Source organism: Pseudomonas sp. WC1, assembly GCF_050586565.1.
Lineage (GTDB): Bacteria > Pseudomonadota > Gammaproteobacteria > Pseudomonadales > Pseudomonadaceae > Aquipseudomonas.
The window spans coordinates 1-15,686 of sequence record NZ_JBOBDQ010000018.1 but is presented as its reverse complement, the minus strand read 5'-3'; the positions used below and the strand labels follow the sequence as shown (position 1 = coordinate 15,686).

12 protein-coding genes and 1 pseudogene are annotated in these 15,686 nt (G+C 64.7%); 10 read left to right on the top strand and 3 right to left on the bottom strand.

What is annotated here, in order from left to right; genetic code table 11:
- Position 1: 1 nt before the first annotated feature.
- The gene (gene bioB, locus ACQ4OD_RS10710) at positions 2-1,060 is read right to left on the bottom strand and encodes a biotin synthase BioB (protein WP_139668012.1); all 1,059 of its coding nucleotides are present in this window, start codon (positions 1,058-1,060) and stop codon (positions 2-4) included.
- Positions 1,061-1,150: 90 nt separating this feature from the next.
- Between bioB and ACQ4OD_RS10705 the strand changes: the two genes are divergently transcribed.
- The 4 genes from ACQ4OD_RS10705 (at position 1,151) to rarD (ending at position 4,715) form a co-directional block, all read left to right on the top strand.
- Positions 1,151-1,888 carry a ComF family protein gene (locus ACQ4OD_RS10705; protein WP_139668010.1) on the top strand — a complete coding sequence of 246 codons (738 nt, stop codon included), beginning with the start codon at positions 1,151-1,153 and terminating at the stop codon, positions 1,886-1,888.
- 57 nt (positions 1,889-1,945) lie between these two features.
- A complete protein-coding gene (locus tag ACQ4OD_RS10700; protein WP_139668008.1) occupies positions 1,946-2,710 on the top strand; it encodes a TOBE domain-containing protein in 765 nt (254 codons plus the stop codon).
- A 78-nt stretch (positions 2,711-2,788) separates the two neighbouring features.
- Positions 2,789-3,763, top strand: coding sequence for a serine/threonine protein kinase (locus tag ACQ4OD_RS10695; RefSeq protein WP_102681894.1), 975 nt, complete (start codon positions 2,789-2,791; stop codon positions 3,761-3,763).
- A 64-nt stretch (positions 3,764-3,827) separates the two neighbouring features.
- On the top strand, positions 3,828-4,715 hold the full coding sequence (gene rarD, locus ACQ4OD_RS10690) for an EamA family transporter RarD (RefSeq protein ID WP_139668006.1): 888 nt from the start codon (positions 3,828-3,830) through the stop codon (positions 4,713-4,715).
- Between the two features lie 240 nt (positions 4,716-4,955).
- Here the strand turns inward: rarD and ACQ4OD_RS10685 are convergent, their stop codons facing one another.
- Positions 4,956-5,474 (bottom strand): glycine cleavage system protein R, encoded by a 519-nt coding sequence (locus ACQ4OD_RS10685; RefSeq protein ID WP_139668004.1) that lies wholly within the window; start codon positions 5,472-5,474, stop codon positions 4,956-4,958.
- Positions 5,475-5,935: 461 nt separating this feature from the next.
- Between ACQ4OD_RS10685 and ACQ4OD_RS10680 the strand changes: the two genes are divergently transcribed.
- On the top strand, positions 5,936-8,113 hold the full coding sequence (locus ACQ4OD_RS10680; RefSeq protein WP_430944266.1) for a malate synthase G: 2,178 nt from the start codon (positions 5,936-5,938) through the stop codon (positions 8,111-8,113).
- 115 nt (positions 8,114-8,228) lie between these two features.
- On the opposite strand, the pseudogene ACQ4OD_RS10675 reads toward ACQ4OD_RS10680, so the two are convergent.
- Positions 8,229-8,679 (bottom strand): annotated as a pseudogene (locus ACQ4OD_RS10675) (response regulator).
- Positions 8,680-8,884: 205 nt separating this feature from the next.
- On the opposite strand from ACQ4OD_RS10675, the gene ACQ4OD_RS10670 reads away from it, so the two are divergent.
- The 5 genes from ACQ4OD_RS10670 to ACQ4OD_RS10650 form a co-directional block, all read left to right on the top strand.
- On the top strand, positions 8,885-10,822 hold the full coding sequence (locus ACQ4OD_RS10670) for a putative nucleotidyltransferase substrate binding domain-containing protein (protein WP_430944265.1): 1,938 nt from the start codon (positions 8,885-8,887) through the stop codon (positions 10,820-10,822).
- On the top strand, positions 10,819-11,529 hold the full coding sequence (locus ACQ4OD_RS10665; RefSeq protein ID WP_430944264.1) for a 3'-5' exonuclease: 711 nt from the start codon (positions 10,819-10,821) through the stop codon (positions 11,527-11,529). Before ACQ4OD_RS10670 ends, ACQ4OD_RS10665 begins: the two co-directional genes overlap by 4 nt.
- Positions 11,530-11,655: 126 nt before the next feature.
- Positions 11,656-12,174 (top strand): RNA polymerase sigma factor, encoded by a 519-nt coding sequence (locus ACQ4OD_RS10660; protein ID WP_430944263.1) that lies wholly within the window; start codon positions 11,656-11,658, stop codon positions 12,172-12,174.
- The gene (locus ACQ4OD_RS10655) at positions 12,171-13,115 is read left to right on the top strand and encodes a FecR domain-containing protein (protein WP_139667996.1); all 945 of its coding nucleotides are present in this window, start codon (positions 12,171-12,173) and stop codon (positions 13,113-13,115) included. The genes ACQ4OD_RS10660 and ACQ4OD_RS10655 overlap by 4 nt, the downstream gene beginning before the upstream one ends.
- Before the next feature lie 149 nt (positions 13,116-13,264).
- Positions 13,265-15,686: TonB-dependent siderophore receptor (locus ACQ4OD_RS10650; protein WP_430944262.1), on the top strand; the 2,422-nt coding region annotated here is incomplete at its 3' end.

The window sequence follows — 15,686 nt, the reverse complement described above, 5'->3', positions numbered from 1 at the left end:
CTCAGGCCGAGGCTGCGTCGTAGAACAGCTCGGTGCTGCGCTGCTCGACCAGCGCCTGTTCGATGGCGGCCTGGTGCACTTCGTCGGCGTGCTCTTCACGGGCTTCCGGCTGGATACCCAGGCGGGCGAACAGCTGCATGTCCTTGTCGGCCTGCGGGTTGGCCGTGGTCAGCAGCTTCTCGCCGTAGAAGATCGAGTTGGCCCCGGCCATGAACGCCAGGGCCTGCATCTGCTCGTTCATCTGCTCACGGCCGGCCGACAGGCGCACGTGGGACTTGGGCATGAGGATCCGGGCCACGGCCAGCATGCGGATGAAGTCGAACGGATCGACGTCTTCCTCATCGGCCAGCGGCGTGCCGGCAACCTTGACCAGCATGTTGATCGGCACCGACTCCGGGTGCTCGGGGAGGTTGGCCAGCTGGATCAACAGGCCGGCGCGGTCGTCCAGCGACTCGCCCATGCCAAGGATGCCCCCGGAGCAGATCTTCATGCCCGCGTCACGCACATAGGCCAGGGTCTGCAGGCGTTCGCTGTAGGTACGGGTGGTGATGATGCTGCCGTAGAACTCCGGCGAGGTGTCGAGGTTGTGGTTGTAGTAGTCCAGGCCGGCTTGGGCCAAGGCCTGGGTCTGCTCCTGGTCGAGCTTGCCGAGGGTCATGCAGGTTTCCAGGCCCATGGCTTTGACCCCTTTGACCATCTCCAGCACGTAGGGCATGTCCTTGGCCGAGGGATGCTTCCACGCCGCGCCCATGCAGAAGCGGGTCGAGCCGATGGCCTTGGCCCGGGCGGCCTCCTCCAGCACCTTCTGCACTTCCATCAGCTTCTGTTTTTCCAGCCCGGTGTTGTAGTGGCCGGACTGCGGACAATATTTGCAATCTTCCGGACAGGCGCCGGTCTTGATCGACAGCAGCGTGGAAACCTGCACGCGGTTGGGGTCGAAATGTGCACGGTGAACGGTCTGGGCCTGGAACAGCAGGTCATTGAACGGCTGCTGGAACAGTGCCTTGACCTCGGCCAGGGACCAGTCGTGACGGGTTGTTGCAATTGCGCTGGCGCTCATCGGCGTTTCCTTATCTATGGTCTGACTGACGCCGGGACAGGGAAACCCACCAGCGCATCACGGATAGCTCGCATAGTCACGGAAGGCCCCATGAACTGTCAACCAATCAAGAACACGCTGGTTTACATCTGTACAAATATCGAACAATCCTGTTTGCTTTGCGATGAGCTCGCGGGGCAGCCCTACCCACTGTGCGTCGCCTGCGAGCAGGCGCTGCCCTGGCTGCAGGAGCAATGCCGCCGTTGCGCGCTGCCCCTGGCCCTGGACGACCTTCTCTGCGGCAGTTGCAGCCGCCGCCCACCGGCATTCAAACGGGTGATCGCGCCCTGGCATTACGGCTTTCCCATCGACACCCTGATAAGCCGCTTCAAGCACAACAGCCAGTGGCCCCTGGGGCGGTTGCTCGCCCAACTGCTCGGCCAGAACCTGAGCCACCACTATCACGAGGGCTTGCCGCGGCCGGATCGCTTGTTGCCCGTTCCCCTGGCCGGGCGTCGACTGCGCCAGCGCGGCTTCAACCAGGCGGCGATGCTCGCCCGCTGGCTCGCCAGGCAATTGCGCCTGCCCTGCGACGAGCACCTGCTCCAGCGGGTGCGCGATACACCGGCGCAACAGGCGCTCGGTGCCAAGGCCCGGCAACGCAATCTGCGCCAGGCCTTCGCCCTCACCCCGGGCAGTGAACTGGAGGGCCTGCACCTGGCGCTGGTCGACGACGTGCTGACCACCGGGGCGACCGCGCAGACCATCGCCCGATTGCTGCGCAAGGCCGGTGCCCAGCGGGTGGATATCTACTGCCTGGCGCGCACACCGCGCCCGGGCCAGGCTTGACTTGACCCGGCGACGGCGGCAACGTCGCGGAACCTTCACCACGCCTGATGCCCCCTCATGTCCCTGCCCGCCTTGCTCACCCAGCACATCGCCCGCCGCCCACAGCGCATCGCCCTGTTGCAACATGTCGCCGAGCAGGGGTCCATCACCCGCGCCGCCAAGGCCGCGGGGATCAGCTACAAGGCTGCCTGGGATGCCATCGACGAACTCAACAACCTGGCGGCGCAGCCCCTGGTGGAACGCAGCACCGGGGGCCGGGGCGGTGGTGGCGCCCGGCTGTCCGCCGAAGGCGAACGGGTACTGTGCCTGTACCAGCGCCTGCAGGCATTGCAGGCAGAGATCCTGGAGTCCGCCGAGGACAGCAGCGACTTCGCCCTACTTGGCCGGCTGATGCTGCGCACCAGTGCGCGCAACCAGTTGCAGGGACGCATCAGCGGGCTGCGCCGCGAAGGCCGGCATGACCGTATCAGCCTGGACCTGGGCGGCGGCCTGGAGATCGAGGCCTTGATCACTCGGGGCAGTACCGAACGCCTGGAACTGGCACTTGGGGGCACGGTGGTGGCGCTGCTGAAGGCGGGGTGGGTGCAGTTGCTGGGGCCGGACGAGCTGGCGGAGCAAGGCAGCAATTGCCTGAAGGCCAAGGTCGAGGAGCTTGTCGGTGAGCAGGACGGTCCAGTCGAGGTGCGCCTGGCACTGGGTAACGGGCAGACTTTGTGCGCTTTCGCCGAGGCTGACTGGCTGGCGCAGTATCAAGTCGGGCCGCAGAGCATGATGCGGGTGCAGTTCCATCCGTCGTTCGTGTTGCTGGGGGTGCCGGTCTAACCGGCTACGACAAGGGCGGGGCCTGCCTTGTGATTGGGGTAACATGCAGCCACGCCGTCCCCGCGCCTGGAGCCTTTCATGTCCCACCCCTTCGACACCCTCACCCCCGACCTCGTGCTGGACGCCGTGGAAAGCCTCGGCTTTCTCAGCGATGCGCGGGTGCTAGCGCTCAACAGCTACGAAAACCGTGTCTATCAGGTGGGCATCGAGGGGGAACAACCGCTGATCGCCAAGTTCTACCGCCCTGGGCGCTGGAGCGATGCGGCAATCCTCGAAGAACATGCCTTCACCGCCGAACTGGCGGAGTGCGAAGTGCCCGTGGTGGCGCCGCTGCTGCACGAGGGCCGCTCCCTGTTCGAGCACCAGGGGTTTCGCTTTACCCTGTTCCCGCGCCGTGGCGGCCATGCCCCGGAGCCGGGCAACCTCGACCAGTTGTACCGCCTGGGCCAGTTGCTCGGGCGCTTGCATGCTGTGGCAGCCATCCGGCCATTCGAACACCGTGAGCAGCTGGCTGTGGACAACTTTGGCCATGCCTCGCTCAACACCCTGCTGGACGGCGGCTTCGTTCCTCGCGAGCTGCTGCCGGCCTTCGAATCCGTGGCCCGCGACCTGCTCAAGCGGGTCGAGGATATCTACGCCCGCACCCCGCACCAGCGGATCCGCCTGCACGGCGACCTGCACCCCGGCAACCTGATGCACCGCGACGATATCTATCATGTGGTCGACCTCGACGACTGCCGCATGGGCCCTGCGGTGCAGGACCTGTGGATGATGCTTGCCGGCAGCCGCGAAGAGCGCCTCGGCCAGCTCGCCGAGCTGATCGACGGCTACAACGAATTCCACGACTTCGACCCGCGTGAACTGGCCCTGATCGAGCCACTGCGCGCCCTGCGCCAGTTGCACTACAGCGCCTGGCTGGCTCGGCGCTGGGATGACCCGGCGTTCCCCCGCAGCTTCCCGTGGTTCGGCCAACCACGCTACTGGGGGGACCAGATCCTGGCGCTACGTGAACAAATGGCCGCCCTCGATGAACAACCGCTGAAATTGTTCTAGGTGCACGTCGCGCTCTGTCTACAATAGGCGTCGCTTTATTTAGCTACCTAAGCAAGGATTCTGCATGCACGCCGCAAACCCGCGTCGCGGGTACATTCTGGGCCTCGGCGCCTACATCATCTGGGGCCTGTTCCCCCTGTACTTCAAAGCCATCCAGAGCGTCCCGGCGGTAGAGATCATCGTCCATCGGGTGCTTTGGTCGGCGCTGTTCGGTTCGCTCCTGCTGTTGGTGTGGAAGCACCCCGGCTGGTGGCGCGAACTGCGCGACAACCCCAGGCGCCTGGCCATCCTGGCCCTGAGCGGCACGCTGATCGCCGGCAACTGGCTGACCTATGTATGGGCGGTGAACAACGGGCGCATGCTCGAGGCCAGCCTGGGCTACTACATCAACCCACTGATCAACGTGCTACTGGGCATGTTGCTGCTCGGTGAGCGCCTGCGCCGCCTGCAATGGCTGGCAGTGGGCCTGGCGGCCCTCGGGGTGGCGCAACAAGTCTGGCAGGTCGGCAGCCTGCCCTGGGTATCGTTGGCGCTGGCACTGTCCTTCGGCTTCTACGGGCTCATCCGCAAGCAGGCGCCGGTCGCGGCACTGCCCGGCCTGGTGGTCGAAACCTGGATGCTGGTACCGCTGGCGATCGGCTGGCTGCTGCTGCACCCAACGGCCAACAGCGCCAGCCTGGAATTTTTCAACAGCAGCGAGGCGCTGTGGCTGATCGCCGCCGGCCCGGTAACCCTGATACCTCTGGTGTGCTTCAACGCCGCCGCGCGCCACCTGCCGTACACCACCCTGGGTTTCCTGCAGTACCTGGCGCCGACCTTGGTGTTGCTGCAAGCGGTGTGGCTGTTCGATGAGCATCTTTCGTCCAGCACACTGATGGCATTTGCGTGTATCTGGGCAGGCCTGGCGGTCTACAGCGTCGATGCCTGGGTGAGTTTGCGCAAGCGCGCCTGATCAATTAATGATCAAATAGCTGCAGACCACGGAGTGCGTGGCCTGCAGCAAGGTCTCCAGAGGTTATCCACACCCTCGTCCCCGTGGTTTGTGCACAAGCGACTGATTACTGGGTGTTTTTTGCTCAATGCTGGCTAACCGGCGCGGGCTCTGGGCTGGCGGCGAAGGCCCCCAGGTTATCCACAGGGGCATCCCCGTAGAATCTGGATAAAGAAGCTGGGTCACGCCCGACAACTCGCCTCATTCCTCAGGCCGCAAACTCAACTCCACCATCAGATCGTCAGCCAGGTTCTCAAGCCGCTGTTGCAGTTCGTCAAGCGACAGGGTCAAGGGCAGCGCCAGCAGCGCATCGGCCTGGAACAACGGCTCGCTGCTCATCGGTGCCGGGCGCACCTCGGTGCTCAGGCGCTCCACATTCACCCCAAGCTCCGCCAGCAGGCGGGTGATGTCACGGACGATGCCCGGCCTGTCGTTGCCCACCAGCTCCATGGCGATCGGTTTCCAGGTGCAGGACGGCTCGATGCCGCTTTCGGCGATCAACACACGAATGCCGTTTTCACCCAGTTTCTGCAGCGACTCGACCAGTTCGGCGTAGTTCTCCGCCGGTACCGCCACCCGCAGGATCCCGGCGAACTGGCCGGCCATGCGTGACATGCGGCTTTCCAGCCAGTTGCCATTGTGATCGGCGATGCATTGGGCGATACGCTCTACCTGCCCGGCCTTGTCAGGGGCGATCACGGTCAGTACAAGATGGTCCACGGGGCCACTCCTTCATTCGTCTGCAAGCGCCGCCGCAGATGGGGGCGATACGGGGATCGAATCAGTATAGGCAAGGCGCGGCAACCTGCCGCAGGACAGCCAGGCCAATTAATCGTGTACTGTTTCAAGATTTATCTGGAACAATCCACCTGTTTTTTGCGAACATGTCGTCTCCCAGCGTGACCCTATGCGACCAATCGGTCGCAGAGCGACGCTTTTAGTCTGATGTTTACCTGCCTGCTGCTTCATGTAGTATGCATCGGCGCGGACTACAAAAACGTCGTTTCGATGTCTGCCAAGGCGCCTGTGAAAATACGCCAACCGCCCGCCGGCCCGTCTGGCGAGCCGCACCCAGCCGCCCCGGAATGCGCGGGCATGCACTGGTGCCGTGTTTAGAGAAGCGCTACAGGCTTAATACAGAAGAGCGAAAGCGAAATAGCTGAGCAGAGGTGAGGCAAGCAATGACTGGATACGTTCAAGTCGGTGGCCTTCAGGTCGCCAAGGCCCTGTACGACTTCGTCAACGACGAAGCGATTCCTGGAACCGGCATCGAAGCCGACAAGTTCTGGGCCGGGGCGGCAGAGATCATTAAAGACCTCGCTCCCAAGAACAAAGCCCTGCTCGCCAAGCGCGACGAGCTGCAAGCCAGGATCGACGCCTGGCACCAGGCCCGCAAAGGCCAGGCCCATGACGCCGTCGCCTACAAGGCATTCCTCCAGGAGATCGGCTACCTGCTGCCACAAGTCGAGGACTTCCAGGCCACCACCCAGAACGTCGATGACGAGATCGCGGTCATGGCCGGCCCGCAGTTGGTGGTGCCGGTGATGAACGCCCGTTTCGCCCTGAACGCCGCCAATGCCCGCTGGGGCTCGCTGTATGACGCGCTGTACGGCACCGATGTCATCAGCGATGAAGGCGGCGCTGAAAAAGGTCAGGGCTACAACAAGGTCCGTGGCGACAAGGTCATCGCCTTCGGCCGTGCCTTCCTCGACCAGGCCGCGCCGCTGGCCGCAGGCTCCCATGTCGACTCCACCGCCTACCGCATCGACGGCGGCAAGCTGGTGGTCGCCCTCAAGGGCGGCAGCAACAGCGGCCTGCGTGACGACGCCCAGCTGATCGGTTTCCACGGCGATGCCACCGCGCCGACTGCCGTGCTGCTCAAGCACAACGGCCTGCACTTCGAGATCCAGGTCGACGCCAGCACCCCGGTCGGCAGCACCGACGCCGCCGGCGTGAAAGACATCCTGATGGAATCGGCACTGACCACCATCATGGACTGCGAAGACTCGGTCGCCGCCGTCGATGCCGACGACAAGGTCATCGTCTACCGCAACTGGCTGGGCCTGATGAAAGGCGACCTGGCCGAAAGCGTGAGCAAGGGCGGCAAGACCTTCACCCGCACCATGAACCCGGACCGCGAGTACGCGGTGCCCAATGGCGGCAGCGTGACCCTGCACGGCCGCTCGTTGCTGTTCGTGCGCAACGTCGGTCACCTGATGACCAACCCGGCGATCCTCGACGCCCAGGGCAACGAAATTCCCGAAGGTATCCAGGACGGCCTGTTCACCAACCTGATCGCCCTGCACAACCTCAACGGCAACACCAGCCGCAAGAACACCCGTAGCGGCAGTGTCTACATCGTCAAGCCGAAGATGCACGGCCCTGAAGAGGTGGCGTTCGCCGCCGAGATCTTCAGCCGCGTCGAAGACCTGCTGGGCATGCAGCGCAATACCGTCAAGGTCGGCATCATGGACGAGGAGCGCCGCACCACGGTCAACCTCAAGGCCTGCATCAAGGCTGCGGCCGAGCGCGTGGTGTTCATCAACACCGGCTTCCTCGACCGCACGGGTGACGAGATCCACACCTCCATGGAAGCCGGCGCCGTGGTGCGCAAGGGCGCCATGAAGAACGAGAAGTGGATCGGTGCCTACGAGAACAACAACGTCGACGTCGGCCTGGCCACCGGCCTGCAGGGTCGCGCGCAGATCGGCAAGGGCATGTGGGCCATGCCCGACCTGATGGCCGCCATGCTCGAGCAAAAGATCGCCCACCCGCTGGCCGGGGCCAACACCGCCTGGGTACCGTCGCCGACCGCCGCCACCCTGCACGCCCTGCACTACCACAAGGTCGACGTGCAGGCCCGGCAACGCGAGCTCGCCTCGCGCACCCCGGCTTCGGTCGACGATATCCTGACCATCCCGCTGGCGGCCAACACCAACTGGTCGGACGAGGAAATCCGCAACGAGCTGGACAACAACGCCCAGGGCATCCTCGGCTACGTGGTGCGCTGGATCGACCAGGGCGTGGGCTGTTCGAAAGTGCCGGACATCAACGATGTCGGCCTGATGGAAGACCGTGCCACCCTGCGGATTTCCGCCCAACTGCTGGCCAACTGGCTGCGCCATGGCGTGGTCACCCAGGCGCAGGTGCTGGAAAGCCTCAAGCGCATGGCCGCGGTAGTGGACAAGCAGAACGCCGGTGACGCCCTGTACCGCCCGATGGCGCCGAACTTCGATGACAACATCGCGTTCCAGGCGGCGATCGAGCTGGTGATCGAGGGTGCCAGGCAACCGAACGGCTACACCGAGCCGGTCCTGCACCGTCGTCGTCGCGAGTTCAAGGCGCGCAACGGGCTGTAGGTCATCAAGGCGCTGCTTTGCGGCCCAATCGCCGGCAAGCCGGCTCCCACAGGTCAACACTATCCTTGTGGGAACCGGCTTGCCGGCGATTGGCTGCGAAGCAGACCCAGTACGATTAGTCCATTCTCAGTTCTTTGCGTACCAGCTCCAGCAACTTGCCCAGGTCCACCGGCTTGAGCAAAAAGTCCACCACCCCCAGGTGCATCACGTCCACCGCCTCCTTCACATCGGTGTCGCCCGACACCACGATGATCGACAGCGCCGCCCGCTCGGACTCGCGAATCTGGCGAATCAACTCCAGGCCATCCTTCGGCTCCATGCGCAGGTCGGTGATCATCAGTGCGATCCGCGGTTCGTAATGCAGCTTCAACATCGCTTCCTGCGCGCCGTCAGCCGTCATGCAGGCGATACCTCGGCTCTTCAGGTACAGGCTCAGCGCCTCGCTGTTCACCGGGTTGTCGTCCACCACCAGCACCACGGGACGAGCCGCGACAGGCGCACTCACCCCAGCCAGTGCCTCGCGCTCGGCGTCACTCAGTATGTCGTCATGCTCGGCCATGGCCCATCTCGTCAAAAAAATCTCGTTCACAGCTTAGGACCGCGAAATTTACATAGCCCGGTTCGCCTTTCGTCGGGTCCTTGACAGCCTCGCTCTAGACTTACGTCCAATGGGCACCACAGTACGGCCAGCCGACCATGGAGGCCGAGAACAACAAAGCCGACCCCTATAGATAGATATATATAGTTCGGCGTAGCGATACGGTCAGCTTCATGAGCAAAAAGGACGCCTACACCCAGGCCGGCAGGACAGCGATACTGCAAAACATCCAGGGCACCCTGCAGTTCCTGCAGCGTTTCCCGCCGTTCAACCAGATGGAACACAGCCACCTGGCCTACCTGGTGGAACAGTGCCAGCTGCGCTTCTACGCGGGCGGCGAAAGCATCATCACGCCGGCCGAGGGCCCGGTCGAGCACTTCTATATCGTCAAGCAGGGGCGCGTGGTCGGCGAACGTCACCATGTCACCAAACCAGGCACCGAGACCACCTTCGAGATCACCAGCGGTGAATGCTTCCCGCTGGCGGCCTTGCTCGGCGAGCGGGCCACCCGCACCGAGCACCTGGCCGGCGAAGACACCTTCTGCCTGCAACTGGACAAGGCCGCGTTCATCCGTGTGTTTTCCATGTCCGAGGTATTCCGCGACTTCGCCTTGCGCGGCGTCAGCAGCCTGCTCGACCAGGTCAACCAGCAAGTGCGCCAGCGCGCCGTGGAGACCCTGGGTACCCAGTACTCACTCAACACACCGCTGGGCGAACTGGCGCTGCGCCACCCGGTTGTGTGCACGCCAGACACGCCCCTGCGCGAAGCCGTGCGGCAAATGCACGAGCAACAGGTCGGCAGCATCGTGATCATCGATGAGCAGCGCCACCCCATCGGTATCTTCACCCTGCGCGACCTGCGCCAGGTAGTGGCCGACGCCAGCGCCGAACTGACCGCGCCCATCGAGCGCTACATGACCGCCAAACCGTTCTACCTGAGCCCCCAGGCCAGTGCGTTCGACGCCGCCATGGCGATGACCGAACGCCACATTGCCCATGTCTGCCTGGTGGACAACCAGCGCCTGTGCGGGGTGATTTCCGAGCGCGACCTGTTCTCCCTGCAGCGCGTCGACCTGGTACACCTGGCCCGCACCATCCGCCATGCACCGCGGCTGGACAGCCTGGTGGCACTGCGCGGCGAAATCGGCCAACTGGTCGAACGCATGCTCGCCCACGGCGCCTCCTCGACGCAGATCACCCAGATCATCACCCTGCTCAACGACCATACCGTGTGCCGGGTGATCGAACTGGCCATCGCCGAGCGCGGCGACCCCGGCGTGCCGTTCAGCTGGTTGTGCTTCGGCAGCGAGGGCCGCCGCGAGCAGACCCTGCACACCGACCAGGACAACGGCATTTTATTCGAGGCCCGTGACGGCGCCGAAGCCGAGGCGATCCGCGCACGCTTGCTGCCGTTGGCCCAGCAGATCAACCACAACCTGGCCCAGTGCGGCTTCACCCTGTGCAAAGGCAACGTGATGGCCGGCAATCCCGAGCTGTGCCTGTCGCGTGGCGAATGGGCGCGGCGCTTCGCCGGCTTCGTGCGCGAAGCCAGCCCCGAGAACCTGTTGGGCTCAAGCATCTACTTCGACTTGCGCGTGGTCTGGGGCGACGAGCAGGGCTGCGAGCAACTGCGCCAGGGCCTGCTGGAGCAAGTCGCGGACAACCGCATCTTCCAGCGCATGCTGGCCGACAACGCCCTGCGCCAGCGTCCGCCGGTCGGGCGCCTGCGCGAGTTCGTGTTGACCCGCCAGGGTGACGACAAAGCCGCCACCCTCGACCTCAAGGTGCAGGGCCTGACCCCGTTCGTCGATGGCGCCAGGCTACTGGCCCTGGCCCACGGCATCACGGCGTGCAATACCCTGGAGCGGCTGCGCCAGCTGATCGCCAAGGGCGTCATCGACCCGCTCGACGGCGCCGCCTATGAAGAGGCCTACCACTTCATCCAGCAGACCCGCATGCAGCAGCACCAGCGCCAGAGCCGCGAGAACATGCCTTACTCCAACCGGCTCGACCCCGACAGCCTCAACCACCTGGACCGGCGCATCCTGCGCGAGTCCCTGCGCCAGGCCCAGCGCCTGCAGAGCAGCCTGGCCCTGCGGTACCAGTTGTGAACCTGTTCGCCTGGTTGCGCCCCACAACCCCCGAACTCGATGCGGCGCTGCAGCGGCGCCTGGCCGCGCTGCCCGGCCCTGCGCCCCTGGGCGTGTGCTCCCTGCGCGAACAGCGCTGGGTGGTGCTGGACCTGGAGACCAGCGGCCTGAATCTCAATCGCGACCAGGTGCTGTCGATCGGCGCGGTGGCCATCGAGGACGGTGCCATCGACCTCGGTCGGCCGTTCGAGCGGACCCTGCGTCGCCCCGAACAGAAAACCAACGCCAGCGTGCTGATCCACGGCCTGGGCCCCAGCGCCCTGGCCGCCGGCTGCGAACCGGCCGAAGCACTGCTCGACCTGATGACGTTCATCGGCGACAGTCCGATACTGGCGTTCCATGCCCCTTTCGACCAGCGCATGCTGGCCCGGGCGTTGAAGGACAGCCTGGGCCTGCGCCTGCAGCATCCGTTTCTCGACGTGGCGGAGCTGGCGCCGATGCTCAACCCCGACACAGTGCTGCGCGAGGCCGGGCTGGACGACTGGATCGCCCGTTTCGGCCTCGAAGTCCAGGCCCGCCACCATGCCAGCGCCGATGCCCAGGTGACCGCGGAACTTGCGTTGATACTGTTCAGCCAAGCACGCCGCCAGCAACTGGACAGTCCGCTGCAGCTGGAGCAGCGGGTGCGCCAGTGGCGACGACGCAAGACGCAGCACCACGGTCTCTGATTTTTTTTTGCGCTTTCCCCGCCATGCTGGCAATCCGATAAGCGTCAATTGCGCCCTCCCCCCTGCCTCTGCCACAATCGCGAATAATTATCGTTAGTTAACGCATTCTTTCCCGGGGAACGCTTCTTGACGTCTGCGCACAGTCCACATGCCGAACTGGTCGGCGCGCTGTACCGCGACCATCGCACCTGGCTGCTGGCCTGGCTGCAGCGCAGCACCGCCTGCCGCCAGCGTGCCGAGGACCTGAGCCAGGACACCTTCGTGCGCCTGCTCGGCCGCGAGCGTTTGGACGCCCCCCGCGAACCCCGCGCCTTTCTGGTCGCCGTGGCCAAGGGCCTGTTGTTCGACCACTTCCGCCGCGCCGCCCTCGAGCAGGCCTACCTCGCGGAACTGGCGCTGGTGCCCGAAGCCGAGCACCCGTCACCGGAACAGCAACACCTGATCCTCGAAGACCTCAAGGCCATCGACCGCTTGCTAGGCAAGCTCTCGAGCAAGGCCCGGGCAGCCTTCCTGTACAACCGCCTGGACGGCCTGGGGCACACCGAGATCGCCGAGCGCCTCGGGGTGTCGGTCTCGCGCGTGCGCCAGTACATCGCCCAAGGCCTGCGCCAGTGCTATGTCGCCCTTTACGGGGAGCCGACATGAAGCATGCCCCGGTTTCCAGCAAGGTGCTGGAAGCGGCCATCGCCTGGAAGCTGTGCCTCGACGAAGGTAGCGGTACCCCGGACGAACGCAGCGAGTTTACGCGCTGGCACGCCGCCCACGAGGAGCACGCCCGCGCCTGGCTGCAACTGGGCATGCTCGACCAGCGCGTCAACGCTGCTGCCGGGCCGGTACGCCACACCCTGCTGCAATCCCGGGCCGGGTTGCGCCAGCGTCTGGGCGGCCTTGCCGGCATGCTGCTGCTCGGCGGCCTGCTGGCCTGGGCCGGCGCACCGTCACTGTCGCCCACCTACTGGCTGGCCGACCAACGCACCAGTACCGGCGAGCTGCGCACCCTGCGCCTGGAAGACGGCACCCTGCTCAGCCTCAACAGCCAGACCGCGGTGGACATCGACTTCCAGGGCGAACAACGGCTGATCGTCCTGCACCAGGGCGAGATCTCGGTGGAAACCGGCCACAAGGACAGCCGCCCATTGCTGGTGCGCACCGAGGAGGGCCGCCTGCGCCCACTGGGTACCCGCTTCCTGGTCAAGCGCGAGGAGGCCGGCACACGCCTGGAGGTGCTGCAGGCATCGGTAGCTGCCAAACCCCAGCACAGCGGCGATGAACAGGTGCTGCGCGAAGGCCAGCAAGTGCTGATGAGCGCCGACGGCCTGGGCAGTGTCACCCCCGTGGCGGTCGGCAGCGACGCCTGGACCCGCGGCATGCTGGTGGTGGACAACGTGCGCCTGGCCGACCTGGTGGCCACCCTCGGCCAGTACCGCAGCGGTCATCTGGGCGTCAGCGACGCAGTGGCCGAGCTGCGCGTGAGCGGCAGTTTCCCGCTGACCGACACCGACCTGGCCCTGGCCTCGCTGCAACCGGTGCTGCCGGTGAAGATCGAACGGCATACGCCGTGGTGGGTCACCGTTACCGCCAAATAGCCCCAGCCAGACCGCCCTTTGGGAGCCGGCTTGCCGCCTCCCAAAGGTTTTTGCAAATCAGTCGTATTTTTTTTCACACCCCCCCTGTCACTTTCCCACTCTCGCTCGGCAAGGAAGCAGTCAGCACTATTTCGTCGAGGAGCCGCTGAATGTCCCGTGCCGTTGATGCTTTGCTTCGCCCCAGCCTGATGGCCCTGGCCATCGGCCTGGCCACCCCGTTGGCCAGCACCGCCCTGTTCGCCGCCGAACAGTCCGCCATGCGGGCCTACAACCTGCCCAGCGCACCGCTGGCCAGCACTTTGAACCAGATCGCCAGCCAGGCCGGTATCGCCCTGGCGCTGGATCCGGCGCTGGTCAGTGGGCGTAGTTCGGCGCCGGTCAGCGGCCAGTACAACGGTATCGGCGCGCTACAGGCGGCCCTGCGTGGTACCGGCCTGCAGTTGCAGCAAAGCAGCGCCGGCAGCTACAGCCTGGTGGCGGAAGGCAGCCTGGCGCTGCCGGAGACCAACATCGACGCCAACAGCAGTTTTGAAAGTGCCTGGGGCCCGGTGGAGGGCTACACCGCCAAGCGCACCGCCGCCGGCACCAAGACCGACACCGCGCTGGTCGAAGTCCCACGCTCCATTTCCGTCGCCACCCGCCAGCAGATGAGCGACCGTGGCGTGCAGAGCCTGGATGATGCGGTGAAGTACATGCCAGGCATCGTCTCGGCCAGTTTCGGCAGCGACACCCGCTATGACTGGATGCGCGTGCGCGGCTTCGAGCCGACCCAGTTCCTCGACGGCCTGCCTCTGCCCCGCGGCGTGTATGCCAACCCGAAAGCCGAAACCTGGAACCTCGACCGCCTTGCGCTGCTGCGTGGCCCGGCCTCGTCGGTGTATGGCCAGACCCCGCCCGGCGGCCTGCTGGACATGGTCAGCCGCCGCCCCCAGGCCGAGAGCAGCCACGAGATCCAGCTGCAGTACGGTAGCGACAACCACCGCCAGATCAGCTTCGCCAGCACCGGCAAGCTTGATGAGCAGGGCCAGTTCCTCTATGGCGTCAGCGGCGTGGTGCGCGACAGCGGCACGCAGATCGACCATATCGACAACAAGCGCTACAACATCGCCCCAAGCCTGACCTGGAACATCGACGACGACACCTCGCTGACCTTCCTCAGCCAGTTCACCCGCGACGATACCGGCGCCACCAGCCAGTTCTATCCGATCCAAGGCACCAAGATCGACATGCCGTTCGGCAAGGTCTCCCGCCACAAGAACCTGGGTGATCCGGATTACGAATACTACGACCGCACCTACTACGCGCTGGGCTATGCCTTCGAACATCGTTTCAACGATGTCTGGCAGTTCCGCCAGAACGTGCGCTACACCAAGAGCGAGTTGTCGTTCCAGACGATCACCGTTGGTAGCTACTACCAACCCGGTGGCCCGGTGGACAACGAGGGCAATGCCAGCCGCATGTCCACCAACGTCAATGAGGACATCAGCCAGTTCGCGCTCGACAACAACTTCCAGGCCGACTTCACCACAGGCGATATCAGCCATACCGTGCTGATCGGCCTGGACCACCAGCGCACCGAATCCGACTTTCTCTCCATCTATGGCTTCAACGTACCGCCCACCAACGTCAACAACCCGGTGTACGGTTTGCCGATCACTCGCCCGGACCGCTCCGCGGCCTATATGGACTACAACCAGAAAACCGTGCAGACCGGGCTCTACATCCAGGACCAGATGGCGCTCGACAAATGGCGCCTGACCCTGGGCGGGCGTGAAGACTGGGTGCATACCGGCACCACGTTCCTCAACAAGGGTAATGCCACCAACACCCAGCGCGACAAGCAGTTCAGCGGTAACGCGGCGCTGAGCTACGTGTTCGATTCAGGCTTTGTTCCCTACCTGTCCTATGCCGAGTCGTTCCAGCCAAGCACCGGCTCGGACGCGGACGTCGAGAAGTCGTTCAAGCCGACCGAAGGCCAGCAATGGGAGCTCGGCATCAAGTACCAGCCACCTGGCTCCAACACTCTTTTGTCGGCGGCCGTGTATGACCTCACCCAGAAGAACGTGACCGTCACCAACAACGTGGGTGGGGTGCCGGTCTCCAGCCAGACCGGGGAGGTCAAGGTCCACGGCCTGGAACTGGAAGCCGTCTCCGACGTCACCGACAACCTGAAAGTGATCGCCGCCTATACCCTGGCCAAGTCCGAAGTCCAGAAAGGGCAGTACAAAGGCAACCGTCTGCAACAGATGCCCAACCAGCAGGCCTCCTTGTGGGCCGACTACACCTGGCATACCGGTGTGCTTGACGGCTTCGGCATTGGCCTTGGCGCACGCTACACCGGCAACCGCTACGGCGACGAAGCCAACACCTGGCTCGGCAAGAGCAAGGCCTACACTGTGTTCGACGCTGCGGTGCACTACGACCTCGGCCGCCTGGACAGCAGCCTCAAGGGGGCCTCGGTGGCGGTCAACGCCAGCAACCTGCTGAACAAGGACTACCTCTCGACCTGCGACGGCTACTACTGCTACTACGGCGACCAGCGCAGCGTCGTCGCCAGCGCGACCTACAAGT